This is a genomic window from Pandoraea iniqua, assembly GCF_902459685.1.
In the GTDB taxonomy this organism is placed as follows: domain Bacteria; phylum Pseudomonadota; class Gammaproteobacteria; order Burkholderiales; family Burkholderiaceae; genus Pandoraea; species Pandoraea iniqua.
This window is the reverse complement of the sequence record NZ_CABPSF010000002.1, coordinates 405,450-430,371: the sequence shown is the minus strand read 5'-3', so window position 1 is coordinate 430,371 and position 24,922 is coordinate 405,450. Positions and strand designations below refer to the sequence as shown.

Here is a 24,922-nt window from a genome sequence, read left to right as displayed (position 1 = left end):
CCGAGCCTCTCCGATCGGCCCCGCGTCGTCGGTCCGCTGGCGTACGCACATCGACATGAGGCCTGTCCGTCCGCTACCGGACGGACAGCGTGCCGGCGCCAGCGGATAAAGGGCGGATGCCCTTTTCACCGAAAAGGGCCGTTGCTTGCCGCTCCGGAGACGTCAATATGTGGGAATTGCCGCGCATCTCGCGCTTTATGGGCGCGAATCATGCAGCCAACGACTTCGGTCCCTCAGAGTCGCCGATTCGAGCGGAACTGTTCAGCCGTGAACGGCTTGAGCAGCACGCCGTCAGTCTTGCCCAAGCCCAGCGAATCTCGCCGCGCGCCCCCAATGCCCGCGCGCTGGCCTCACGCGCCGCAGACAACGAGCGCGTGCTGCGCCATTGTTACGACGCCACCGCACAAGCCACCTTGCGCCGCCGCTCGATCACGCCCGCCGCAGAGTGGCTGCTCGACAACTTCCGGGCCGTATCCGGCCAGTTCACCGAAGTACGCCACGGAGTCGGCGCGCGCGCCTACCGAAACCTGCCGCAGTTGCTCGATGGTCCACTCAGGGGGTATCCGCGCATCTATGGCGTGATGTGGGCGTTTGTGGCCCACACCGACAGCCGGTTCGATCCCACGCTGTTGCGTTGTTTCGTGCTCGCTTACCAGAAGGTCGAGCCACTGACGATGGCCGAGCTATGGGCCATGCCGCTGACCCTGCGCGCCGTGATGATCGAAAACCTGAGGCGCCTGAGTGTTCACGTCACGCGCACGCAAGCCAGCCGCGAAGCCGCCGACAAGTACGCCGACGACCTGCTGGCCCTGGACGGCCGCATACCGCAGGCGGCAGGCCCGCCAGTCAGCAGTCCGCCGCGTTTTGTCGAACCGTTCGAACCCGCCTTTGCCGTGCAGCTGATCCAGCGCTTGCGCTATCAAGACACCTCGCTGCAATGGCTCAACGAGCAGTTAGCCAGACAGGGGCATTCGTCGGACGACGTGGTGCAGGCGGAGCACGCCAGTCAGGCAGCGGCCAACATGTCGGTGCGCAACCTTGTCGGCAGCTTGCGCGATATGCGCTCGTTCGACTGGCAGCCGCTGTTCGAGGACGTGAGTCTTGTCGATGCGCAGTTACGCCGCAACCCGGGCTACGCCGAGATGGATTTCGCCACGCGCGACCAGTATCGGCACGAGATCGAAACACTGGCAGCACGTTCGCCGCTCGCCGAGCTGGCCGTTGCCGATGCGCTGAATGCCAAGTCCGCGGCCGCCGCTCAAGCGATTGCGCACCCGTCCACGCGCCCGCCGAATGGACTCGATCAGGCAACCGATAACCATGACATGCAACGGCGCGCCGATCCGGGCTATTACCTGCTCGCGGCGGGGCGACGCGAGTTCGAGCGCGAAATCGGTTATCGGGTGCCGTTCGCGCAGCGCTGCCTTCGCGCCTACACGTCGCGTGGATCGGCACTCTACATCGCCTCGATCGTTGGCCTGAGCGCGTTGATTCTGGCCAACCCGCTGTGGTTGAGTCATCAGGCAGGCGTGAGCGTACTCGGGCTGCTGCTGCTCGCGCTCTTCGCCGCCATCCCTGCCTCCGATCTGGCCGTGATGGCGATCGACCAAATACTGACCAAGTTGATCGTGCCACGCCATCTGCCCCGCATGGCGCTCGCGCAGGGGGTTCCCTCGACGCTTAGGACCTTCGTCGTCGTGCCGACGCTGCTGACGAACGAAGCGGGTATCAACGAGCAAGTCGATCAGCTCGAACTGCACTACCTAGCCAATGCGGCGGGCGACGTCTACTTTGCCCTGCTCTCGGACTGGAAAGACGCCGATTCGGAACATCTCGAGAGCGACCTGCCCCTTCTGACGGCCGCGAGTGAACGTGTCGCGATGCTTAACGCTCGGTATGCCCATGTGAGTGGCAACTCGCCGCGATTCTTCCTGTTCCATCGCCGCCGGCTGTGGAACGAAGCACAGCGCAAGTGGCTGGCTTGGGAGCGCAAACGCGGCAAGCTTCACGAGTTCAATCGACTGCTACGTGGCGCCACCGACACATCGTTTGTCGATATCGACGGCGTGCCACCGCAAGCCCCGACGGACGTGCGCTACGTCATCACCCTCGACAGCGATACACGGCTGCCGATCGATGCAGTGCGCCAACTGGTGGGCACTGCCGCCCATCCGCTCAATCGACCGGGGATCGACCCGGTGACGCGACGTGTCGTCGAAGGCTACGGCGTACTTCAGCCGCGCATTACGCCGTCGTTGCCGACGCTTCACGAAGGGTCCGTCTATCAGCGTTTGTTCTCCGGGCCCTGCGGTATCGATCCGTATGCCGGCGCCGTATCGAACGTCTATCAGGACCTGCTCGGCGAAGGCAGCTACATCGGCAAGGGGCTGTACGATGTCGACGCGTTCGAAACATCGCTCACCGGCAGAATTCCTGAGAACACCATTCTCAGTCACGACTTGTTCGAAGGCATCTTCGCGCGCTGCGGGCTGGTGACCGATATCGAATTGTTCGAAGACTTTCCGTCGAACGCGCAGGTTGCCGCCGCCCGCCTGCACCGCTGGATACGCGGTGACTGGCAACTGCTGCCGTGGTTGTTCGGTACGAACGGCGAGAAGCTGCCTGCCGTCGGGCGCTGGAAGATGCTGGATAACCTGCGGCGCTCGCTGTCGGCGCCTGCGATGCTCGGCACGCTGCTCTGCGGCTGGATACTGACGAATGCGCCGGTCGGCGTGTGGACGAGTCTGGTATTGCTCGCCATCAGCGCCCCCGCGATTTTGATGATCGGTCACGGTCTGTTTCCGGGTGAACGGGGCATTTCATTGCGCAGCCATTGGCGGGCGGTGGGACGCGATGTGCTCTGGGCCATCGGCCACACGGCCATCGTCGTCACCATGCTGGCCAACCATGCGTGGCTGGCCGCCGACGCCATCGCGCGTACCCTCTACCGCCTGCTGATCTCGCGCCGGCGCCTGCTGGAGTGGGTCACGGCCGCGCAGACCAAGCTGCTGGCCGGGCGCTCGGTCGGTGAGTTTTTCTGGTCGTTGCGCGGTGCCATCGTCATCACCGGGCTGGCCGCAGCGGCCGTGGCGTACGGGCGGCCGCACAGCCTGTTCGTCGCCGCGCCCTTTCTGCTGGCGTGGGCGGTCTCACCGCTGATCGCGCAATGGATCAGCCACGCGGCGTGGCTCAAGCCGCTGCCCCGGCTTGCTGCCAGCGACGTGCCGGCCATGCGTATGGCCGGCAGGCGCATCTGGCGCTTCTTTGCCACGTTCGTGAACGACGCCGAGCACCATCTGCCGCCGGACAACTTTCAGGAAGACCCGCTACCCGTCGTCGCGCATCGCAGTTCGCCGACCAACTTCGGCCTCTATCTGCTGTCGGTGCTGTCGGCACGCGACTTCGGCTGGATCGGCACGATGGAGGCCATCGACCGGCTGGAGGCAACGCTGGGCACGTTGGCGCAATTGCCCCGCTACCGCGGACATTTCTTCAACTGGTACGACACGCAGACGCTTGAGCCCCTGCTGCCGCAATACGTGTCGACCGTCGACAGCGGCAATCTGGCGGCCCACCTGCTGGCCGTCATGGGCGGCTGTGCCGACATGGCCCGGCAACCGGTCTGTTCGACGACCCAGCTCGATGGCGTGCGCGATGCTGCCCGGCTGCTGCGTGACGCCATCGACCGCGAGCGTGACGACCGGCGCACGCTCACCGTCAATCGCAGTCAGTTGATCGAAGGACTCGATGCGCTCGAACAAACGCTGATTGCATCGCCCGGCGCTACGGCGACGGGCACACCGGACGTGACCCTTGCGGTCGCAGCCGAGCACTGGCGCTGGCGTTGGCATCTGTTGGACTCGCTGGCGACCACGCTGGTCGATCTGGCCCAGACCTTCGCGCAGGAGCGCGGGGACGCCGCGCACAGCGAGGTGCTCGCGTGGGCGAATGCCATCCGTGCCGACGTAACCAGCCATCTACGCGACCTGCCACTGCATGCGCCGCCCGTCACAGAGGCGGCCACCGACAAAGACGAGGCCACCGCCGCCGAGCCGGTCGACACCATCGCGCGTGCAGCGATCGTCGCGCGACTGAACGCGGTGTCGCAGACCGCGCGCAAGCTGTTCGATGAAATGGAGTTCCAGTTTCTGTTCGACACCGACCGCCGGCTGTTTGCCATCGGCTTCCGGGTCAACGAGGTCGAGCTCGACAACTCGTACTACGATCTGCTGGCGTCGGAAGCGCATCTGACAAGCTTTATCGCGATTGCGAAGGGCGACGTGCCAGCCACCCACTGGTTCCGGCTGGGGCGCAGCATGATTCCGTACGGCCGGTCGGCCGTGCTGATGTCGTGGTCGGGATCGATGTTCGAATACCTGATGCCCTCACTGGTGATGCAATACCCGCGGCACAGTCTGCTGGATCTGAGTTGCGAATTAGCGGTTGCATGCCAGCGGGCATATGGCCGCGAGCGCGACGTGCCGTGGGGTATCTCGGAGTCCGCCTACAACGTGCGCGACCGCTCGCTGACCTATCAATATGCGGCGTTCGGCGTACCGGAACTGGCGCTCAAACGCGGCCTTGCGCAGAATCTGGTCATCGCGCCCTACGCCACGGCCCTCGCGGCCATGTTCGACGCGCCCCACGCCGTGACCAACTTTCAGCGCCTCGACGCGGTCGGCGGCCGTGGCGTCTACGGCTATTACGATGCGGTCGACTACACGCCCTCACGACTGCCGCAGAACTGCACCGCCGTGCCTGTTCGTACCTACATGGCCCATCACCAAGGCATGGCGCTGGTGGCGATGGCCAACGTGTTGCTCGGCGGTGTCATGCGTCAGCGCTTTCATCGACAGCCGCTGGTGCATGCGGCCGACCTCCTGCTGCACGAGGCCAACCCGCGAGAAATCGGCGTCGTCGACCTCACACCCGATGTGGCCGATACTGTGCGCGCCGCCCAGACGACCGTGCCGGTGGTGCGGCGATATCAGTCCGCCAATCAGGCCATCCCGTCGACCCACTTGTTGTCCAACGGCGAGTACTCGGTGATGGTCACCACCGCCGGTTCGGGCTACAGCCTCTGTGCCGGCCTCGCCGTCACGCGCTGGCGCGAAGACCCGACCTGCGACGCGTGGGGCAGCCACCTGTTCCTGCGCGATACCGCAAGCGGCGAGGTGTGGTCTGCCGCGTTTCAGCCGCTGGGCCTCGAGCCCGAACGCTACGAGGTGTCTTTCTCCGAAGACCGCGCCTGCATCGTCCGTCAGGAAGGCCCGATCGTCACCTCGCTGGAAATCATGGTCTCGCCCGAAGACAACGCCGAGATCCGGCGTCTGTCGATTACCAACGCCGGCGCCGACAGTCACGAAATCGAAGTGACCTCCTACGCCGAAGTCGTGCTCGCCCCGATGGCGACCGACGCGGCGCATCCGGCCTTCTCCAACCTGTTTGTCCAGACCGAATATCTGCCCGAAGTGCATGGGCTGGTGGCCATGCGACGCCCGCGCAGCAGCACGGACAAACCCGTCTGGGCGGCACACGTGCTGGCCAGTGCCACGCCGGGCGATAACGTCGGCTACGAGACCGACCGGGTGTGCTTCCTCGGGCGTGGCCGGTCGATCCGCAATGCCGTGGCGATCATGGACGGCCGGCCGCTGTCGAATACCGTCGGCTCGGTGCTTGACCCGATTTTCAGCCTGCGCAAGCGCGTGACCATCGCAGCGGGAGCGACCGAACATATCGTCTTTGCCACGATGGTGGCCGACTCGCAGGACGCCATCCGCGATCTGACCGACAAGTACCACGACCCCGCCTGTTTCGAGCGCGCTTCGACGCTCGCGTGGACACAGGGTCAGGTCAACCTGCATCACTTGGGCATCACCGCCGACGAGGCGCATCTCTTCCAATACCTCGCCAATCGCGTGCTTTACTCCGACCCCGTGATGCGCCCCGGCGGCGATCTTCTCAAGCGCAACACGCTGAGCGTGCAGGCGCTATGGAAGTTCAGCATCTCCGGCGACCTGCCGATCGTGCTGGTGCGGGTGGACGACATGGATGACCGCGACACCGTCAGACAACTGCTGCGCGCGCATGAGTACTGGCAAGGCAAGGGGTTGCCGGTCGATCTGGTGATCCTGAACGAGCGCAAGGTGTCTTACATCCAAGAGTTGCAAGGCGCGCTGCAAACGATGGTGAGCGGTGCGCAGGTGACACCGGCCCCCGGCTCGCGTCATGGCGGCATCTTCGTGCTTCGCGCCGACGCCATGGCGCCGGACGAACTGACCCTGTTGCTCAGCACCGCACGCGCCGTGCTGGCGGGTGCCAAGCAAGGCAGCCTCGAGGAGCAGGTGGTACGCATGCGTCGCGTCGAGAGTCGCCGCGTCGTGCCCGTCGCCCACCTTCAGTCGGAACGCGCACCAGACATCGACGACGCCCCTGCCGCCCTACCCGTGCTGGAGTGTTTCAACGGGCTGGGTGGCTTCGCTGAACAAGGTGCGGAATACGTCACCGTGCTGGGCCGGGGCCAGCGCACGCCCGCGCCGTGGATCAACATTGTGGCCAACCCGCATTTCGGTTTTCAGGTCTCCGAGTCGGGGGCCGGGTACACGTGGGCAGAGAACAGTCACGAGAATCAACTGACGACATGGTCGAACGACCCCGTCGCGGACCCATGCAGCGAAGCGTTCTATCTGCGCGACGACGAGAGCGGCGAGTTGTGGACACCAACGGCGTTGCCGATTCGGCTGGAAAACACGCGATACATCGCGGCGCACGGTCACGGTTACAGCCGCTTCGAGCACACCGCGCATGGCATCAGAAGCGAGTTGACGCAGTTTGTCAGCTGGCACGACCCGGTCAAGCTCTCGGTGCTCACGCTGGAGAACCGGTCGCGGCATCATCGAAAGCTCTCGGTGACGGGCTATGTGGAATGGGTGCTTGGCAGCGACCGAGCCGCCAATGCGCCTTTCATCGTGACCGAGATCGATCCGGCGACCGGCGCCATGCTGGCAAGCAATCGACGCAACGCCGAGTTTGGCGAGCGCATTGCGTTTATCGACTGGCTGGGCAAACAAACCGGCTGGACCGGGGATCGAACCGAGTTCATCGGCCGTAACGGCAATCTTTCACAGCCGGTGGCACTCGCACCGGCGGGGCAGTTGAGCAACTGGACCGGCGCGGGACTCGACCCGTGTGGTGCGCTGCTCACGCAGGTCTCACTGGCACCGGGTGAACGCGTGCAACTGACGTTCATGCTGGGTCAGGCAGCCGATCGCGACTCGGCCCGCCAATGGATCCAGCAGTATCGCCGTCAGCCGCCGCTCGACGTGCTCGCCGATGCCCGGGCGCAATGGCACGACACGCTGACGCAACTGCAAGTGGAGACCCCCGATCGCACCGCCGATCTGATGGTGAACGGGTGGCTCCTGTATCAGGTCGTCGCGTGCCGCATGTGGGCCCGCACGGCGTTTTATCAGGCGAGCGGTGCCTACGGATTTCGCGACCAGCTTCAGGATTCCATGGCGCTGACGCTCACGCGTCCCGACCTGACACGCGCCCACTTGCTGAAAGCAGCGGCGCATCAATTCGCCGAGGGCGATGTGCAGCACTGGTGGCATCCGCCGGCGGATCGCGGCGTGCGCACCCATATTTCCGACGACCGGCTTTGGCTCCCTTACGTGCTGGCGCACTACCTCGACCAGACCGGTGATGTTGCCGTACTCGATGAGCACGTGCCGTATCTGGAGGGGCCGCCGGTCCCGGCAGACGATGAGAACGCGTACTTCGCACCGACCGTGAGCGCGGTGACCGGCACGTTGTTCGAACATTGCGAGCGCGCAATCGAATGCAGCCTGACCACCGGCACGCACGGCTTACCGCTGATCGGCGGTGGCGACTGGAACGACGGGCTGAACCGCGTGGGTTATCAAGGCAAGGGCGAAAGCATCTGGCTCGGCTGGTTTCTGTACGCCACGCTGAGCGCATTCGCCCCCATCGCCGACGCGCGCGGTGCGACGCTTGCCGCAAAACGGTGGCGCGAGCACGCCCGCAAGCTAAAAGCGGCATTGAACAACGGCGCTTGGGACGGCGCATGGTATCTGCGCGCGTACTTTGACGACGGCATGCCGCTGGGCAGAGCCGGTGACGCCGAGTGCCGCATCGACTCCATCGCGCAAAGCTGGAGCGTGATTTCCGGCGCGGGAGAAGCCGAACGTCAGCGCCGTGCGATGGAATCGGTCGAGCATTACCTGGTGCGCTCCGGCGACGATCTGGTGTTGCTGCTGACACCGCCGTTCGACAAGACACCGCTGGACCCCGGGTACATCAAGGGTTACGTGCCCGGCGTGCGGGAGAACGGCGGCCAGTACACCCATGCGGCCGCGTGGTGCATGATCGCGCACGCCATGCTTGGCGATGGCGATCGGGCGAGCGAGATGTTCAAGATGCTCAACCCGATCAACCATGCGAGCACCCGCGCAGGTGTCCACGCCTACAAGGTAGAGCCCTACGTGATGGCGGGCGATGTCTACGCCGCGCCCGCGCACGTGCGGCGCGGCGGATGGACGTGGTACACGGGTTCCGCCGGATGGATGTATCGCGGCGCGGTGGAGTACATCCTTGGCGTGAAAAAGCACGGCGAGTCGCTGACGCTCGCCCCTTGCATCCCGCACGAGTGGCGGCAATTCCGACTCACTTACCGGCATGGCAAGTCGCGCTATCTCGTGACGTTCACGAACCCGCAGGGGGTGACACAGGGGATTACATCGATCGATGTCGACGGTGAACGACTGCCGCCGGGGTCGAAACACGTCGCCTTGATCGACGACGGGCGTGAGCACACTGTCAGCGTCGTGATGGGGGCGGTGAGTTGAATCGCCCTCCCCCATGACGCCAACTTGCACGCCCCGCGATCAGGGCACCAGTACGATCTTCGAACCGATCTTGTTGCGCGCCATCTCGAACCCGTCGATGGCCTGCGCCAGCGGCAGCCGGTGCGTGACCATCGGTGCGAGCGACGCGTGGTTTTCCACCAGAAAATCACGCACCTCCTGCCACGTCGCGCGCGTCGCCCGGTACGTCCCGCGAATCTGGTGACGCTGGCGTACGAGCTTCGCGCCATCGAAGCTGATCGGTTTGCCGTGGATGCCACAGACCACGAACACGCCCGACGGTCGCAACACGTCCAGCCCGGCTTGCACCGCCGCGCCAACGCCCGTCGCCTCGATGACAATGTCGTATTCGTTCTCGCCCAATAGCGTGCGCATCGCACCTTCCGGGGCGCCGTGGAGATCCAGCGTCGCGTCGATACCCAGCGCACGGGCCGTCGCGAGACGTTCCGCATCGTTGTGGCCGACGATCGCCACGCGGGCGCCGCGCGCCTTCGCCAGCACCGCAATCGCCTGACCGATCGTGCCCGGGCCCATGACCAGCACACGGTCACCGGCTTGCACTTCCGCCGTCTTGACCGCCGACATTCCGATGGACAGCGGCTCTGCCAGCGACGCGACACCGGCATCCAGCCCGGACGGCAGCGTCAGGCAGTTGCGCGCGGGCACGCGCACACGGCTGGCAAATGCGCCGTCGCGCATCATGCCGATGCCCCGGCGGTCGCGGCACTCATCGACGCACCCGGAGACGCAGTATTCACATACGCCGCATTCGACCGAGGGGATGACAACGACCGCATCGCCGATTTGCAGCGTATCGACTTCGGCACCGAGTGTGGCAACACGGCCCGCAAACTCGTGGCCCAGCGTCACCGGGAAGGCGGATCGAAGGAAGTCGTAGCCACCCGACCAGTCGTAGATGTGCACATCGCTGCCGCAAATGCCGGCGGCCGTCACGTCGACGATGACATCGAGCGCACCGGGCTGTTCAGGTTCGGGAACGTCGCGCCACTCAAGGCCGAAGGCAGCGGTTGTTTTCTGAAGGGCTTTCATCGGGGGGACTCCATCAATCTTGTTGTCTTGCGTCGCCGCAAGCGATTACCGTGTGCGGCGCAGCGACGCATCGACATCATCGTGGCCGATCGCAAAGATCAGCGAATACACATCAACGGCAGGCGGCGCCAGCACCGGCAACGCATCGGTCGCAAGCGATGCAATGCGTTCGCGCAATGCCTCTGCTGCCGCCATATCCTCCGTCTCCACAAGCAGAACATGCGTGGGCATATCGGCTGCCGTCCAATGGGCAAAGGCGTTCGGCTGCGCGTCGAAGACTTCGCCCAGATGCGCGGCGACGGCACCGTCCAGCGCAGCACATGCGTCGAGCAATGGCGAGATGGCACCCGATGACGTCGACGGCGTCGGAGATGCGGCTTGCAGGCGAACGCACGCCACTGCCCCGCCGGTGCCCCCGCCCACGGACCCCAGCGTCCGGCAAGGCGCGCGCAACACGTGCGTCAAGGTCGAGCGCATGTTGGCCGACCACGGGGTCGGCTCGTCGATCACGTTCAGATACGCCATCGAACGGAACACTTCGGGCGACACCGCGCCGTAAGCGGTGAAGTACTCCCGCTGCCCCGGCAGCGCGTGCCGATAGCGCCGCCCCTCGATAAAGCCGTCGATGCCGACGCGCTCCGGCACGTGCTCGCGCGTGTGCCAGCGGTTGTATTCCTGCGCGTGCTGCGGCGTGACGTCATTCCAAAGCGCGAGAAATGCCGGACCGGGAAATGCCATGAGTCGTGGTATCCAGTAGTCGTAAAAGTAGGGGTGCAGTGGTCAACGGCTGATGGGCGCCAAAGCCGGGGCGGGTTCACGGCGGGTCGCGGGCATCGCGAACATGCAGAACGCGGCGACCAGCGCAGGCACACCGACGATCGCGAATAGCACCGGATACGCCATGCCCGAGCCGAGCAGCAAGCCGCCGACGCTCGAACCAAGGATCGAACCGAAGCGGCCGATACCGGTTGCCCAAGCCACGCCCGTCGCCCGGTTCGCCGTCGGGTAATACGTTGCCGCGAGACCGTTGAGGCCGACCTGCGTGCCGCTGATGCAAACGCCTGCGATGTACACGAGCGGAGCTAGCACGGCCGCATTGCCGAAGGTGCGGCCGATGCAGATCACCGTCACGAACGCCACCGCGTAGGCCGCGCCCAGCACCCATGCCGGTCGCGCGCTGTCCATCACCCGGCCGAGCAGCAGACCACCCGTGGTGCCGCCAATCGACCACAGCGCGGTAATGAGTGCCGCGTTGCGCATCGAGCCACCGGAATTCGTGATGATGGTCGGCAGCCAGCTTGCCATCAGGTACAGCACCGAAAGGCCCATGAAGAACGCGGCCCACAGCAGCAACGTGCCGCGTGCATAAGGCGCCACCAGCAGTTCGCGCACCGGCGAGCGGCTTTGCTTCTTCTCAAGGGCAACGAAGGTGGTCTGCGGCGTCACAACATCGGGCGCGATGCGGCGCCCCAATGCGCGCAGGCGCTCCTGCTCATGGGGACGGCGCAGCGCGAGAAAGCGCATCGACTCGGGCAACAGCGCCCACAGCACCGGTAACAGCAGAATCGGCAATACCCCGCCCACGAGCACCATGGCGTGCCAGCCGTGCCGCTCGATGATCTGCGAGGCCACCACGCCACCAAAAGCGGACCCCATGGAATTGCCGCACATCATCAGCGTGATGATCGACAGCTTGCGCTTGCCCGACGCGTACTCAGCGGTCAGCGTGACCGCTGCGGGCGAAGCGCCGCCGATGCCCGCACCGGCGATGAAGCGCAGCACCGATAGTTCGGTGACGTTGGTCGCGAACAGCGTGGCCAGCGTCGCGAGCCCGAAGGTTGCCACCGACGCCAGCAACACGAAGCGCCGCCCGCGCCGGTCGGCCAACGGCCCGAACAGCAGCGAGCCGGCCATCATGCCGATCAGTGCCGAGACGAAAATCGGCGAGAGTTCTGCGACCGACAGGCCCCACTCGCGGCGCACGGCCGGTGCGATGTAGGCCGCCAGTCCGATGTCGATACCGTCGATGGCGACGATCAGAAAGCACAGGACGACCACGCGCCACTGAAGCCCCGACATCCGGCGTCCGTCGAGAAACGATTGCAGATCCAGCGGGGCCGGCCCGGTCGCTGAGGTGTTGATGTTTGGCATGCGAGTTCAGGTTCCGTCGAGATATCGATAGGTCGATGAGGTCAGAACAGCTTGCGCAAACCCACGCGCACGGCCATTTGATTGGGCGTGGTCGATGCCGTCAGGCCGAAAATGTCGGCCACGGCCACATTGCCCGTCGAATCGTGCCCGCTCGCGTGCTGCCAGACGACGATGCCGTAGAGGTACGTCGTCTTGGAGAAATTGTAGGCCGCGCCGCCTTCTACCGACTGGTAATGTCCACCGGGCGCGAAGCTGTATTGGTAGCCGATACCCGCCATCGTGCGAGGCGAAAACGAGTACCCGTAGTTGATCTGATAGTTGTTGAAAACGGCATTGGGCGGTGCCAGCGGGTTGGCCGCCGTGCGCACGATGTCGAGAAAGCGCACGTTCTCGTACATGGCCGACACCTGCGAGTTGCCCCACGTGTACTTCGCGCCACCGCCAACCACCTGCTCGCTATTGGCCGTGACGTAGTTCTGGAAGATCGGGTTGGTGACCGGGTTCGAATAGGCCGCCCCCGGCTGCGCCGAAGTGGCTGCGCCAAAGATCGACGTGCCCGGCGTGCGCATGTTCATGTACGCGCCCGCCACTTGCAGACCGCCGCTCGTGTACGAAGCACCGAAGCCGTACGTCCGGTCCTGTGCGAAGTTGCCCGCCACGTTACCCAGCGAGAGCATCGTGCTGAACTTCAGTCCGGCGTAGGTCTGGCTCTCGTACTTGATGACGTTGTTGATCTTGTTGTAATTCCACGAGCCGTCGATATCGCCCAGCGTCGCGCCCAGACCACCGGCAAACATGAACGACGTGGACAGCGGCACAAAGTAGTCGTTGGTCATCGAATACTGGTGACCGATCGTCAGCGTACCGAGCCGCTTGTCCGAGAAGCCGACGAACGCCTGCCGGCCGAACATCGTGTTGGCGGGCTGCGAGGCCCCGTTCATGATGTTGAAGCCCGCTTCGAGCGTGAAGATCGCCGACAAGCCGCCGCCCAGATCCTCAACCCCGCTGAAGCCGAACTTGTCGCCCGCGCGCCCGCCGCTGGCTGCCTGCCACGCGGACTTGCCGCCGCTGTTGTTCACGTAGGTCATGGCGGCGTCGACCGCGCCGTAGATAGTCACGTTGCTTTGTGCGAACGCGCTCAGCGAGCATGCCGCAAGGGGCAGGCAAGCGATCCAGTGCTTCACGGTTGTCTCCTGTATCTCTCTTATTGTCTTGGGTACCGCGCGTCTGGCAGGCAGCGCACGGCTGGCCCAGATAATGGGCGAACGCGGCCCCGCAATATAGGGGCGAAGTGGAAGTTCAGAACACGCGATTCGGAAATAATCGCGAGTCACCCGAAGATTGGGATTGGCAGACGAAACACGCCGCCTGCAAGGTCACAGGTAAGTGCCCTGCTCCTCCAGTCTGGCGAGCCCTGCGACGAGGAAGTCGAGCAGCGCATGGAACAGCTTGGGGTTGTGATGATTGGCCGGACGCAACACTTTGATCCAGTAGTCCGGCAGCCCGAAGCCGGGTAGCAACTGCACCAGACGGCCTGCCCGCACGCTGTCGTTGGCGCGATAGCGCGGGAGTATCGCCACACCCATGCCGTCGACGCAGGCGTTGTGCATGGCGTCGATATCGTTGGTGGCAAAGCCACCGTCGACGCTGACCTGAATGTCGCCGGCGCGCGCGTCGGTGAAGGTCCACGTGCGCACGGTGCTTTGGTACGAATAAAGCAGGCAGCGATGGCCGGGCAGTTCGGACGGGTGCTCTGGCGTGCCGTGCAGCGCCAGATAACCGGGCGACGCGTAGACCAGCCGTTTGAACGGGCACAACGGAAACTCTTCGACGCCGTCATACGTGACGGGTAGCCCGGTAATGACGAAGTCGAAATTCTCCAGCACCGGATCGACGGCCCGGTTCGCCAGTTGCAGTTCGAGACTTGCCTTGGGATGGGTGAGGAAGAACTCGTTGAGCAGCTTGCCGAGAAAGTGGTTCGTGAACGACGCGGGCGCTTTAACGCGTAAGCGGCCGCCGAGTGAGCGATCATCCACCGCCGCGCGCTCGGACAGCCGCTCATAGGCCGCCAGAAAGTCGCGGGCGCTGCCGAGCATGTCGCGCCCGGACGCGGTCAGGGTCAGGCTGCGGGTGGTGCGTTGAAAGAGCAGAACATGCAGCTCCTTCTCGAGCGCACTGACCCGCTTTGTCACCACTGGCGCCGACACATCCAGCCGGCGCGCTGCCGCCGTGAAGCTCCCCATTTCGGCCACCGCGAGGAAGGCTCGCACGTTCTCTACACTATCCATCGCTCACTGCCTCGTTGCGCTGATGGAAGTGAATTGTATAGATTGCCGCGCCCGTCAGGTCGCAAGGTGATCGGCGAGGCGGCGCAGCATTGCGTCGCAGCCTTCGAGTTGTTCGAGGCTCACGAACTCATCCGGCTTGTGCCCCTGATCCATACTGCCCGGGCCACACACCACGGTCGGAATACCCACTTCGTTGAACAATCCGCCCTCGGTGCCGAACGCCACCGTACCGAATTCCCGCGAGTCGCACAGCATCGCCAGCAGCCGCGCGGCATCGCTGTCGGGCGGTGTCGCCAGCGCCGGATACGCCGATAACTCGACGAGACGAATGTCGGTGTCCGGTTTCACGGCGCGCATCTTCGGCAGCAGATCCGTCTCGGCGTAGTGCTGCAATGTGCGGGCGACGTGAGACGCATCGAACCCCGGCAACGCGCGCACTTCAAAATCGAACTCGCATTCGGCGGGCACGATGTTCAGCGCGCGTCCGCCCCTGATGACGCCAGTCTGCACAGTGGAGAACGGCGGATCGAAGCGCGTGTCGTGATACTCGGGATCAGCGAGTTCTTCTCCGATATCTTCCAGACAGTTGATGAGCCGCGCTGCGTACTGAATGGCATTGACGCCATAAGGCGCATACGCCGAATGGCACGGTGCGCCCTTGACGCAGCAACGCATTGCCAGCTTGCCCTTGTGACCGAGCACCGGTTTGAGCGCGGTCGGCTCGCCGATCAGGCATAGCACCGGTTTGTGCGGGCGCTTGGCCAGTTCGGCGAGCATGGGGCGCACGCCAAGGCAGCCGATCTCCTCGTCATACGAGAACGCCAGATGCACGGGAATACGCAGATTACGCGCGACGAAGGTCGGCACTGCCGCCAGTACCGAGGCGATATAGCCCTTCATGTCGGCCGTCCCACGCCCGTAAAGCCGCCCCTCTTTCTCGATGAGGCGAAACGGATCGACCGTCCACGCCTGTCCGTCGACCGGCACGACGTCGGTGTGCCCCGAGAGCACAATGCCGCCGCGATCTTGCGGACCGATGGTCGCGAACAGATTGGCCTTGGTGCGCTCCTCGTTGTAGAAGAGTTCGCTCGGCACCCCGTGTTGCGCAAGGTAATCGCGAATGAACTCGATCAGCGCCAGATTGGAATCGCGGCTGACGGTGGGGAATCCAATCAGCGTTTCCAGCAGCGCGCGGCTCGACAGCTCATTCATCGCCCGGCACTCCATAGCTCGGCGCGGCCGTGGGGTTCAGGGCACGCGTCACGTAATCCTGCATTTGCGGCTTGTAGGCTTGCCAAAGTCCATCGAGCTTGCCGATCGGGTCCTCGTCGGCCCAATCCACGCGCAGGTCGACGATGGGCCAGATCAGGTCGCCGACGATCTTCAGCGCCGCCGAGTGCACCGGTCCGGCTTCTCCGCCACTGGCCATGGCCGCATGCATCGCCGCGAGCAACCGGTCAGCCAGCGGGCCGGGCGTGTTCTCGAATGCCGGGATCATGGCGTCGATGACCTCGCGCCCCCGCAACATGTTGCCGGCGGCGACGCACTGCGCACCGGCGACGGCGTTGTAGATCCCCAGCGTCTGCTCGCCGCTGAAGAACGCCGTGCGCCCCTGCGCGTCGAGCACGGTGACCTGCCGGTACTCGCTCCAGTCGCTGGCGGCCAGCGTTCGGCTCAGTGCAGTTGCCGGGTCATCGGCTTCCTCTGCGAGACGGTCCAGAATCTGCGGCCCCAGCGCAGGCAGCGTAACGTTCTGTGTGGACACCGCGCCGACATTCGCGCACAGCCACGGGCACCGGGCCCCGACAGCAATACTTGACGAACTGATCGCAATGCCGAGTTGTCCGGTCTTTTCACATCGTCCAACGATTGAGAAGGTCATGTTTGCTCCTTACCTCGCTTACGTGCCTTATGCGCCGGGACGCGTCCAGCCGTCCGGAATCACGGCGATGACATCGATTTCCATCAGCCATTCGGGCTGCCCCAGCGCGACCACGGTCAGCCCCGTGGAAATCGGAAACACGCCTTTGAGCCACTTCCCCACTTCGCGATAAACCGGCTCGCGAAAGCGCACGTCGGTCAGGTACGTGGTCGTCTTGACGATGTGCGACAAGTCGCTGCCGGCCTCTTCGAGCAGTTGCTTGACGTTCTTCATGGCTTGCTCGGCCTGCGCACGCGGATCGCCCAGCCCGACCAGATTGCCGGCGAAGTCGGTACCGATCTGCCCGCGCACGTAGACCGTGTTCCCCGCGCGCACCGCCTGACAAAGATCGTTATCGAGCGATTGATTCGGATACGTCTCCTTCGTGTTGAACATGCGGATACGGGTATGCGTCGGTTGGCTCATGGCGTTCCCCTCAGGTCGTTGGCGAGTCGTAATAGGCGAGATATTTGCGCTGGGTGGCGATGTGGTCCGCGATATGCCGCGCGTCGTGCCACACGCCCCAGATGAACGACGATCCACGGCGCGAGAGCCACGGCAGACCGAGGAAATACACACCCGGCTCCTGCGAAACACCGCGTTGATGCTTCGGCTTGCCGTTCTCGCCAAAGGCATCGACTTGCAGCCAGCGGAAATCGACGGCGTAGCCCGTCGCCCAGATGATCGACGTGACGTTGGCTTGCGCCAGATCGAGATCACGCAACGGGTTCGTCAGGCACGCCGGATCGGGCGGAATGACGCGGGCTTCCGGCTCTTCGGGAAGATCGAGACCATTGCGCGCGGCGTAGGCATCCGCAGCATCGAGCAGCGACAAATAGTTTTCGTCGCCGCGCGCGATGTTCTCTGCAAGGTCATCCTGAAAATGCACCACACCGGCCTCGAACGATCGCGTCAGCCCGGTGAGCATGACGCCCTGATGCGCCAGACGTCGAAAGTCCACGGTATGGCCGCCGTGCGCGCCGCTCACTGCAATGGTCACGTGCTCGCGGCCCGGACGCATGATTTCTGCATCCCACTCGCCGAGCACACCGAGCCACCAGCAGAAGTCGCGCCCGCGATAGCCGCGCGGGGGACGGTCATGCGCGCCGACCGACAAATAGACCTGCCGGCCCGCGCGCTGCAACTCATCCGCAATCTGCACGCCTGACGAGCCAGCGCCTACGACGAGGACATTGCCCGGCGGCAATTGCCCCGGGTTGCGATAGTCGGCGGAATGAATCTGCGTCAGCCGCTCATCGGCAGGCGCGATGGCAGGAATCACCGGACGCTGAAACGCCCCGGTCGCCACCACCACGCGCAGGACTTCGAGCGTGCCGTCCGACGTTTCCACGGTAAAGCCCGGCCGCCCTTGGTTGCGCACCACCTTCGTCACTTCGACGCCGGTGCGGATCGGCGCTTCGATCTTGCGGGCGTATTCGACGAAGTAGTCGGCCACCTGCTCTTTCGAGGCAAAGCTATCCGGGTCGATCTCGGCAAAGGTCAGATTGGGAAAGCGGTCGTGCCATGCCGGGCCATTCGCCACCAGCGAGTCCCAACGTCCGGTGCGCCAACGCTCGGCGATACGCGAGCGCTCCAGCACGAGATGCGGCACGCCGTGCTTACTCAGGTGCTCGCTCATCGCCACACCGGCCTGCCCGGCGCCGACGACGAGCGTATCGATTGACGTTGTTTGCACTGTCATGGCTTGCGTCCTTCAGAAGGCAGATTGATTCCGAACGCCCCGTGGGGGAGGTCATTCGCGAAAATCTACGCGCCTCGACAGAATCCGAAAAATATATTTAAAAAATGCAAAGCATCGGATTTGACTATGCAGACTTTTTTTTCGATTTCACAATGCCATCAACCCATGCCGCCTTATGGAGCGATGCCGATGGATAACTTGGCTACCTTGGCAACGTTGGAGACGCTAGACACGCAGCCCCTGCGCTACTCGCTGCGTCAGCTGCGTTATTTCGTGGTCACGGCAGAAGTCTTGTCCTTCACGGCGGCCGCCAAACGGCTGCATATCTCACAGCCCTCCATTTCCACCGCGCTGGCGGATCTCGAAGTCTCGTTCGGGGTGCAGCTGTTCATCCGGCATCACGCGAGCGGCCTGTCGCTGACCCAAGCCGGGCGCGATTTGCTCGGGCAGGCGCGCAACCTGCTGAAAACCGCCGAAGAGTTACAGATGGCGGCCAAAGAGATGGATGGCGGCATGACGGGCTCGATTGCGCTGGGCTGCCTCGCGTCGCTGGCGCCGCCGCTGATGCCGGGGCTCATCAGCCGCTTCACGCAGGAGCACACGGGCATCGGCTTTCGCACCGTAGAAGCGCATCAGGACGGGCTGCTGCGCGGCCTGCACGACGGCTCGCTCGATCTCGTGCTCACGTACAGCCTCGATCTGAGCGAAGACATCGCTTTCACGCCGCTGGTCTCGCTGCCCCCTTACGCCATCCTGCCGCGCACGCACCGGCTGGCCCGCGCTCGCAAGGTATCGCTTGCCGACCTGCTGCCGGAACCCTACGTGATGCTCGATCTGCCGCACAGCCGCGAATATTTCGCTGCTCTCTTCGATGCCGTGGGCAACCGGCCAGTGCCCGCGTTCCGCTCGTCGCAGCCGGAAGTCGTGCGGGGCATGGTGGCCAACGGTCTGGGCTACAGCCTGCTGAATTTTCCACTCAAGTCGAACCGGACGGTCGATGGCGAAGAGTTCGTCATCAAGCGCTTCAAAGACAACGTCAACGCGATCATGCTGGGCATCGCGCAATCGCGCACGATGAAGCCCCGCCGTGTTGTGCAGCGCTTTGCCTCGTTTGCCGAGAACTACATCCAACGGCTCCATCTGGCATCGCAGTAAGCAGTGTCGCACCGGTGAATCAGGCCCTGCATAGGCAAAACCTTTGCCCTGTATCCAAAAACAATATTTTGGCTTGCAATTTGGCTTGATAGATTGATGTTCATGTTGAGTGCGGTGTGCGAGGGCTTGCGGTGTTGCCCGAGCGTCATGGCGAATGAACGGAGGGCTTCATGGCTGAGCAGACAGGGACGATCGCAGGGCAGGCGCTCATCGACGCGCTGCGGACCGGTGGTGAACGCCCGTTCGACGATGCACGGGCCATGCCGCCCGGCGTGTACACGTCGCCGGGCTTTCTCGCCCGGGAACAGCGCGACATCTTCGCGCACGAGTGGCAGTGCGTCGGCCGCGCGAGTGCGCTCGCCGAGCCCGGCGACTACCTGAGCGCGCAGATCGGCGACCAACCCGTCGTGGTGGTGCGTGACGAACAAATGCAGTTGAAGGCCATGTCCAACGTGTGCCTGCATCGCATGTCCGTGCTGCTCGAAGGCCGCGGCAATGTCCGGCGCATCGTGTGCCCCTATCACGCGTGGAACTACTCGCTCGACGGTGCCCTGAAAGGCGCACCGATGATGGACGAGCAGGCGGGCTTCTGCAAGGAAAGCTACCGGCTGCCCGCGATTCGCTGCGAGCAATGGCAAGGCTGGATCTACGTCACCCTCGATAACGATGCGCCGCCGGTGGCCACCCAGCTTGCCGAGCTTACCGATTTAATCGCGCAGTACGGCATGACCGACTACATCGAAACTTTCTATGAAGAACACGTCTGGGATACCAACTGGAAAATCCTCGCCGAGAACTTCATGGAGAGCTATCACCTGCCGATGCTGCACCGCGCGACGGTAGGTCCGCATTCGAAGCTCGAAGAGATGGAATGCCCGCCCGGACACGCGGCGTTCAACTACCACTGGATCACCAAGGAAGCGACGCTGCCCATCGGCAACGCGCATCCGGACAACACGCGGCTGGAAGGCCATTGGCGCAAGACCACGGCGCTGCTGGCCATCTACCCGACGCATCTCGTCACGCTCACCCCGGGGTACTTCTGGTATCTCGTGTTGCAGCCCAGAGGCGTGGACCGCGTGCACATCCGCTTTGGTGGCGGACTCTCGCCTGAATTCGTTGCCGACCCGGCGGCGAATGCGCACATGGTGTCGCTCAAGAAGCTGCTCGACGAAGTGAATGCCGAAGACCGGCGCGGGGTGGAAGCGGTGTTTCGTGGCGTGCATGCGCCGCTCGCGAAGCCCGGCCATCTGAGCCGGCTCGAGCGCCCGAACTACGATTTCGCACGCTATCTGGCCGCCAGGATGGCCTAGGGCCTGTTCGCCCTAACGATGCCACGAACACAGGACGCAATCACGATGCCGAACCCATCCTTCATTTCGTTCTCGGGTGTGAGCAAGTCTTACGACGGCGCCAGCTATGTCGTCGACGACCTGAACCTCGATGTGCGCAAGGGAGAATTCCTGTCGCTACTCGGCCCGTCCGGCTCGGGCAAGACCACCACGCTCATGATGCTCGCGGGGTTCGAGTCGCCCACGCACGGCGAGATTCGTCTGGACGGCAAGCGGCTGGACGACAAGCCGCCGCATCAGCGCGACATCGGCATGGTGTTTCAGAACTACGCGCTGTTTCCGCATCTCACGATTGCGCAGAACGTCGCGTTTCCGCTGTCTGTCAGACGCGTGGGCCGTACCGAGCAAAACGCAAGGGTCAAGCGCGCGCTGGAGATGATCGAGTTGTCGCATCTGGCCAATCGCCGCCCCTCGCAACTCTCCGGTGGCCAGCAGCAACGTGTAGCACTCGCACGGGCGCTCGTGTTCGAGCCGAGCGTGGTGTTGATGGACGAGCCGCTCGGTGCGCTCGACAAGCGTCTTCGCGAAACGATGCAATACGAGATCATGCGGCTGCATCGCGAACTGTCGCTCACCATCGTCTACGTCACCCACGATCAGGCCGAAGCGTTGACGATGTCGGATCGCGTGGCCGTGTTTTCCGATGGCCGCATTCAGCAAGCTGCGCCGCCCAGCGAACTGTACGAGAACGCGCAAAACGCCTTCGTCGCGAACTTCGTCGGCGAGAACAACGGACTGACCGGGCACGTCGTTCAGGCCCATGACGGCTGGGCGACGCTCGCCCTCTCGGACGGCAGCATGATTCGCGGCCGCTGCGAACAAGGACTGAGCGCCGGTGACGACGCGATGCTCGCACTGCGTCCCGAACGCGCGCATATCCCTCAAGTGTCGGCTGCATCCCCTGCCGTGGGCGGGCAAGCCACGCCCTCGGACCCCAACAGCAATGTCGTACGCGCTCGCGTCGAAGACATCGTGTATTGCGGCGATCACCACCGCGTGCATCTCACCCTCGGCTCCCACGACGCGATTGTCGTGAAGGTACCCAATACGCAGCGCCATGCCCTGCCCAACGCCGGCGACACGATCGATGTGGCCTGGCGTCACGATGACTGCAAGATTCTCGCGACCTGCACGCCCCGTGCAGCGCCCGCCATCGATTCCCCAGCCGCACCTTCCCCGTCTCTCATCTTGACCGCACCCGCAGGAGCCAACTGACATGCGCACTTCCCTGAAAACCCAATGTGCCGCGCTTGCGGTACTCGCGTTTGCCGCCACCGCATCACACGCCGCGGAAACGCTCAGTGTGGTGACCTTTGGCGGCGCGTTCGAAGCCGCGGCCAAGAAGGCGTGGTTCGATCCGTTCACCCAGTCGACCGGCGTCACGTTCGCGACCGAGTCGTATGACGGCGGTCTGGCCAAGCTCTCCGCCATGGAGCAGGCGAAGAACACCACGTGGGACCTGATCGATCTCGAAACCAACGACGCGATCACGGCCTGTGACGAAGGCTTGCTCAAGAAGTTCGACAAGAAATCGTTGGGCAACAGCAGCGATTTCATTCCCGGCTCGATCAGCGACTGCGCGGTCGCGAGCATGGTGTGGTCCACCATCTACGCCTATGACGCGAGCAAGCTGAAGGCCGCGCCGACCACCGTCAACGATTTCTTCGACCTGCAAAAATTCCCCGGCAAGCGCGGTCTGCGCAAGTCGCCGAAGGTCACGATGGAATGGGCGCTGATCGCTGACGGCGTCGATCCCAAGGATGTCTACAAGGTGCTGGCCACCCCGGCCGGTGTCGATCGGGCGTTCAAGAAACTCGACACGATCAAGAAGCACATCGTGTGGTGGGAGTCCGGCGCGCAAGCCCCGCAGTTGCTCGCCGACGGTGCCGTCGTGATGGTGCAGGCATACAACGGCCGTATCGACGACGCTGCGAAGAAGGACAAGAAGCCGTTCAAGGCCGTGTGGGACGCGCAGGTCTATGACTTCGAATGGTGGGCGGTGCCGGCCGGTGCGAAGCACGCCGATACTGCGGCGAAGTTCATCGTCTCGGCATCGCAGCCGAAGGCGTCGGCGGATCTCTCGAAGTACATCGCCTATGCGCCGCCGCGCAAAGATGCGATCCAGTATGTCGACAAGCAGCGCCTGGCCGACATGCCGACCGCTCCGGCGAACTTCAAGCGCGCCGTGCAGATCAACGCCAACTTCTGGGCCGACAACGCGGATGCGATCAACAAGCGCTTCCAAGTGTGGCTGACGCAGTAACGGCAGCCTGCACGAGAGGACCGACATGCCCGCATCGACTCACGCCACGTCGTCCGGCGCGCATACCAACGCGAGCGCCGAAGGATTGGCTTCATTCAGGAAAGTGCAACGGCGCGCGTCGATGCGGGCGCTGTGGCTGGCCTTACCGTTGATCGTGTTTCTGCTCTCGACGTTCATCGCGCCCATTGCGCTGCTGCTCGCGCGAAGTGTGCAGAACCATGAGATCTCCGACGGCATGCCGCAGTTGGCTCAGGCACTGGTGGCTTGGGACGGCAGCGGCGTGCCCGGTGAATCGACATTCGCGGTGCTGGCTTCGGGCTTGAAGCAAGCGCGCGAAAGCGGGCAGCTCGGCACGATTGCGAGGCGGATGAACTTCGCGCAGCCGGAGTTCCGCAGCTTGCTCATGCGCACCGCGCGGGCCGTGGGAGATGAAACACCGCCCGCGTGGAAGCCCGCACTGATCGCCATCGACGAGCGCTGGAATTCGCCCGAAACGTGGCGCTTGTTGAAGCGCGCCGCAACTTCCCCCACGCCGGACTACCTGCTTGCGGGCATGGACGCACAGGTGACGCCGCAAGGGGTCATTGCCTCGCTGCCCGAGAACGCCTCGGTGTATCGGGCGGCGTTCGTGCGCACGATCACGATCAGTGCGACGGTGACGTTGCTGTGTCTCGTGCTCGGCTACCCGGTGGCATGGTTGCTCGCGAACTTGCCCGAGAAGCAGAGCAATCGTCTGATGCTCTTCGTGATCGTCCCGTTCTGGACATCGCTGCTGGTGCGCACAACGGCATGGTATGTGCTGCTTCAGCCGGGCGGCGTCATCAACAGTCTGTTGTCGGGACTCGGGCTGACGACGCACCCGGTGCCGCTGATCTTCAACCGCACCGGCGTGCTGATCGGCATGACGCATGTGCTGCTGCCCTACATGATTCTCGCCATCTACTCCGTCATGAAGGGCGTGCCGCCGGTCTATATGCGGGCAGCGAAGTCGCTCGGCGCGCATCCGTTTACGGCGTTCGTGCGGGTCTACATTCCGCAGACGCTGCCGGGCGTAGGTGCCGGGTGTTTTCTGGTCTTTGTGCTCGCACTGGGCTACTACATCACGCCGTCGCTGCTCGGTGGCGCGGGCGACGAGATGATCAGCCAGTTGATTGCCATGCAGACCAATACCCAACTGAACTGGGGACTGGCGGGTGCACTGTCTGCGTTTCTCGTGATCTTCACCGCCATCTTCTACTTCATCTTCAACCGCATCGTCGGCATCGACCGGCTGCGTTTCGGTTGATTGGCTCGCGGATCGGGAGACGCCGACATGCCCATGCAGGACAAGCGCAATACGGTACTGGCAGAGCGCGTCGCGTGGCGCTGGGTACGCCTGCACACCGCGCTCACGCTGTTCTTCCTGATCGCGCCGATTCTCGCGATCGTGCCGCTGTCGTTCAACGCCGGGTCGTATTTCTCGTATCCGTTGACCGGCTTTTCGATGCGCTGGTACGAACAGGCACTCACCAGCCCCGATTGGCAACGCGCGCTGCTCAATAGCATCGGCATCGGTGCGGCGTCGACGGTGATTGCCACCTGTCTGGGCACGCTCGCCGCGCTGGGTTTGAGTCGGTCGCAGTTTCCGTTGCGCTCGGTGATCATGCCGATCATTATCTCGCCGATGATCGTGCCGATTGTCGTGGTCGCTGCGGGGTTCTATCTGATCTTTGCACCGCTCGGGCTCGTGAACTCCTATCCGGGGGTGATTCTGGCGCACGCGGCGTTGGGCACGCCGTTTGTCGTGATCACCGTGACGGCCTCGCTATTGTCGTTTGACCAGAGCCTGCTGCGCGCGGCCGCTGGGCTGGGCGCGACGCCGTGGACCACGTTCCGGCGCGTGACGCTGCCGCTCATCACGCCCGCCGTAGCAACGGGGAGCGTGTTCGCGTTCGCCACGTCGTTCGACGAGGTGATCGTGATTCTCTTTATCGGCGGACCGGATCAGAAGACGGTGCCTCGTCAGATGTGGAGTGGCATCCGCGATTCGATCGATCCCTCGATTCTGGCGGTCGCCACCATGTTGATCGTGTTCGCTGTGTTGCTGTTCGCGAGCATCAATTGGCTGCGCGGGCGCGCAATGGCGGCCAGCCGGGTGATGGAGTGAGGGATGTTC

16 protein-coding genes are annotated in these 24,922 nt (G+C 63.9%); 7 read left to right on the top strand and 9 right to left on the bottom strand.

Translation table 11 applies throughout. From position 1 onward, the window contains the following. Positions 1-167: 167 nt before the first annotated feature. On the top strand, positions 168-8,867 hold the full coding sequence (locus tag PIN31009_RS07645) for a glycoside hydrolase family 94 protein (protein ID WP_174997028.1): 8,700 nt from the start codon (positions 168-170) through the stop codon (positions 8,865-8,867). 39 nt (positions 8,868-8,906) lie between these two features. Here the strand turns inward: PIN31009_RS07645 and PIN31009_RS07640 are convergent, their stop codons facing one another. The 9 genes from PIN31009_RS07640 to PIN31009_RS07600 form a co-directional block, all read right to left on the bottom strand. Then, positions 8,907-9,935, bottom strand: coding sequence for a zinc-dependent alcohol dehydrogenase (locus tag PIN31009_RS07640; RefSeq protein ID WP_150789845.1), 1,029 nt, complete (start codon positions 9,933-9,935; stop codon positions 8,907-8,909). Between the two features lie 45 nt (positions 9,936-9,980). Then, positions 9,981-10,673, bottom strand: a complete 693-nt coding sequence (locus PIN31009_RS07635; protein ID WP_150789844.1) for a DUF4286 family protein — start codon at positions 10,671-10,673, stop codon at positions 9,981-9,983. 42 nt (positions 10,674-10,715) lie between these two features. Further along, positions 10,716-12,086, bottom strand: a complete 1,371-nt coding sequence (locus PIN31009_RS07630; protein WP_150789843.1) for an MFS transporter — start codon at positions 12,084-12,086, stop codon at positions 10,716-10,718. Between the two features lie 41 nt (positions 12,087-12,127). Further along, the gene (locus tag PIN31009_RS07625; protein WP_174997026.1) at positions 12,128-13,270 is read right to left on the bottom strand and encodes a porin; all 1,143 of its coding nucleotides are present in this window, start codon (positions 13,268-13,270) and stop codon (positions 12,128-12,130) included. Positions 13,271-13,462: 192 nt separating this feature from the next. Beyond that, positions 13,463-14,374: a LysR family transcriptional regulator gene (locus tag PIN31009_RS07620; protein WP_150683695.1), complete on the bottom strand. Its 912-nt coding sequence runs from the start codon at positions 14,372-14,374 to the stop codon at positions 13,463-13,465. Between the two features lie 54 nt (positions 14,375-14,428). Continuing rightward, positions 14,429-15,586 (bottom strand): acetylornithine deacetylase, encoded by a 1,158-nt coding sequence (gene argE / locus PIN31009_RS07615; RefSeq protein ID WP_150789841.1) that lies wholly within the window; start codon positions 15,584-15,586, stop codon positions 14,429-14,431. Continuing rightward, positions 15,579-16,256 carry a DUF1028 domain-containing protein gene (locus tag PIN31009_RS07610; protein WP_150789840.1) on the bottom strand — a complete coding sequence of 226 codons (678 nt, stop codon included), beginning with the start codon at positions 16,254-16,256 and terminating at the stop codon, positions 15,579-15,581. The genes argE and PIN31009_RS07610 overlap by 8 nt, the downstream gene beginning before the upstream one ends. Before the next feature lie 27 nt (positions 16,257-16,283). Then, positions 16,284-16,721, bottom strand: a complete 438-nt coding sequence (locus PIN31009_RS07605; RefSeq protein WP_150683692.1) for a RidA family protein — start codon at positions 16,719-16,721, stop codon at positions 16,284-16,286. Between the two features lie 10 nt (positions 16,722-16,731). Next, positions 16,732-17,997 carry a flavin-containing monooxygenase gene (locus tag PIN31009_RS07600; RefSeq protein ID WP_150789839.1) on the bottom strand — a complete coding sequence of 422 codons (1,266 nt, stop codon included), beginning with the start codon at positions 17,995-17,997 and terminating at the stop codon, positions 16,732-16,734. 189 nt (positions 17,998-18,186) lie between these two features. On the opposite strand from PIN31009_RS07600, the gene PIN31009_RS07595 reads away from it, so the two are divergent. From PIN31009_RS07595 to PIN31009_RS07570, 6 genes are all read left to right on the top strand, one after another. Further along, on the top strand, positions 18,187-19,152 hold the full coding sequence (locus PIN31009_RS07595; protein ID WP_087724385.1) for a LysR family transcriptional regulator: 966 nt from the start codon (positions 18,187-18,189) through the stop codon (positions 19,150-19,152). Positions 19,153-19,322: 170 nt separating this feature from the next. Beyond that, positions 19,323-20,465: an aromatic ring-hydroxylating oxygenase subunit alpha gene (locus PIN31009_RS07590; RefSeq protein ID WP_150789838.1), complete on the top strand. Its 1,143-nt coding sequence runs from the start codon at positions 19,323-19,325 to the stop codon at positions 20,463-20,465. 45 nt (positions 20,466-20,510) lie between these two features. Then, positions 20,511-21,719, top strand: a complete 1,209-nt coding sequence (locus PIN31009_RS07585) for an ABC transporter ATP-binding protein (protein ID WP_087688559.1) — start codon at positions 20,511-20,513, stop codon at positions 21,717-21,719. A gap of 1 nt (position 21,720) precedes the next feature. Then, positions 21,721-22,767 carry an ABC transporter substrate-binding protein gene (locus PIN31009_RS07580; protein ID WP_150789837.1) on the top strand — a complete coding sequence of 349 codons (1,047 nt, stop codon included), beginning with the start codon at positions 21,721-21,723 and terminating at the stop codon, positions 22,765-22,767. A gap of 25 nt (positions 22,768-22,792) precedes the next feature. Continuing rightward, positions 22,793-24,052 carry an ABC transporter permease gene (locus PIN31009_RS07575; RefSeq protein WP_150789836.1) on the top strand — a complete coding sequence of 420 codons (1,260 nt, stop codon included), beginning with the start codon at positions 22,793-22,795 and terminating at the stop codon, positions 24,050-24,052. A 33-nt stretch (positions 24,053-24,085) separates the two neighbouring features. Further along, positions 24,086-24,913 carry an ABC transporter permease gene (locus PIN31009_RS07570; RefSeq protein WP_087688776.1) on the top strand — a complete coding sequence of 276 codons (828 nt, stop codon included), beginning with the start codon at positions 24,086-24,088 and terminating at the stop codon, positions 24,911-24,913. Positions 24,914-24,922: the final 9 nt, after the last annotated feature.

What these genes read in the sequence shown, in the direction of transcription:
- PIN31009_RS07640 (WP_150789845.1), bottom strand. Translation starts at nt 9,935, where the DNA reads ATGAAAGCCCTTCAGAAAACAACCGCTGCCTTCGGCCTTGAGTGGCGC.
- PIN31009_RS07570 (WP_087688776.1), top strand. Translation starts at nt 24,086, where the DNA reads ATGCAGGACAAGCGCAATACGGTACTGGCAGAGCGCGTCGCGTGGCGC.
- PIN31009_RS07600 (WP_150789839.1), bottom strand. Translation starts at nt 17,997, where the DNA reads ATGACAGTGCAAACAACGTCAATCGATACGCTCGTCGTCGGCGCCGGG.
- PIN31009_RS07585 (WP_087688559.1), top strand. Translation starts at nt 20,511, where the DNA reads ATGCCGAACCCATCCTTCATTTCGTTCTCGGGTGTGAGCAAGTCTTAC.
- PIN31009_RS07605 (WP_150683692.1), bottom strand. Translation starts at nt 16,721, where the DNA reads ATGAGCCAACCGACGCATACCCGTATCCGCATGTTCAACACGAAGGAG.
- PIN31009_RS07610 (WP_150789840.1), bottom strand. Translation starts at nt 16,256, where the DNA reads ATGACCTTCTCAATCGTTGGACGATGTGAAAAGACCGGACAACTCGGC.
- PIN31009_RS07635 (WP_150789844.1), bottom strand. Translation starts at nt 10,673, where the DNA reads ATGGCATTTCCCGGTCCGGCATTTCTCGCGCTTTGGAATGACGTCACG.
- PIN31009_RS07620 (WP_150683695.1), bottom strand. Translation starts at nt 14,374, where the DNA reads ATGGATAGTGTAGAGAACGTGCGAGCCTTCCTCGCGGTGGCCGAAATG.
- PIN31009_RS07595 (WP_087724385.1), top strand. Translation starts at nt 18,187, where the DNA reads ATGGATAACTTGGCTACCTTGGCAACGTTGGAGACGCTAGACACGCAG.
- PIN31009_RS07575 (WP_150789836.1), top strand. Translation starts at nt 22,793, where the DNA reads ATGCCCGCATCGACTCACGCCACGTCGTCCGGCGCGCATACCAACGCG.
- PIN31009_RS07580 (WP_150789837.1), top strand. Translation starts at nt 21,721, where the DNA reads ATGCGCACTTCCCTGAAAACCCAATGTGCCGCGCTTGCGGTACTCGCG.
- PIN31009_RS07645 (WP_174997028.1), top strand. Translation starts at nt 168, where the DNA reads ATGTGGGAATTGCCGCGCATCTCGCGCTTTATGGGCGCGAATCATGCA.
- argE (WP_150789841.1), bottom strand. Translation starts at nt 15,586, where the DNA reads ATGAATGAGCTGTCGAGCCGCGCGCTGCTGGAAACGCTGATTGGATTC.
- PIN31009_RS07630 (WP_150789843.1), bottom strand. Translation starts at nt 12,086, where the DNA reads ATGCCAAACATCAACACCTCAGCGACCGGGCCGGCCCCGCTGGATCTG.
- PIN31009_RS07590 (WP_150789838.1), top strand. Translation starts at nt 19,323, where the DNA reads ATGGCTGAGCAGACAGGGACGATCGCAGGGCAGGCGCTCATCGACGCG.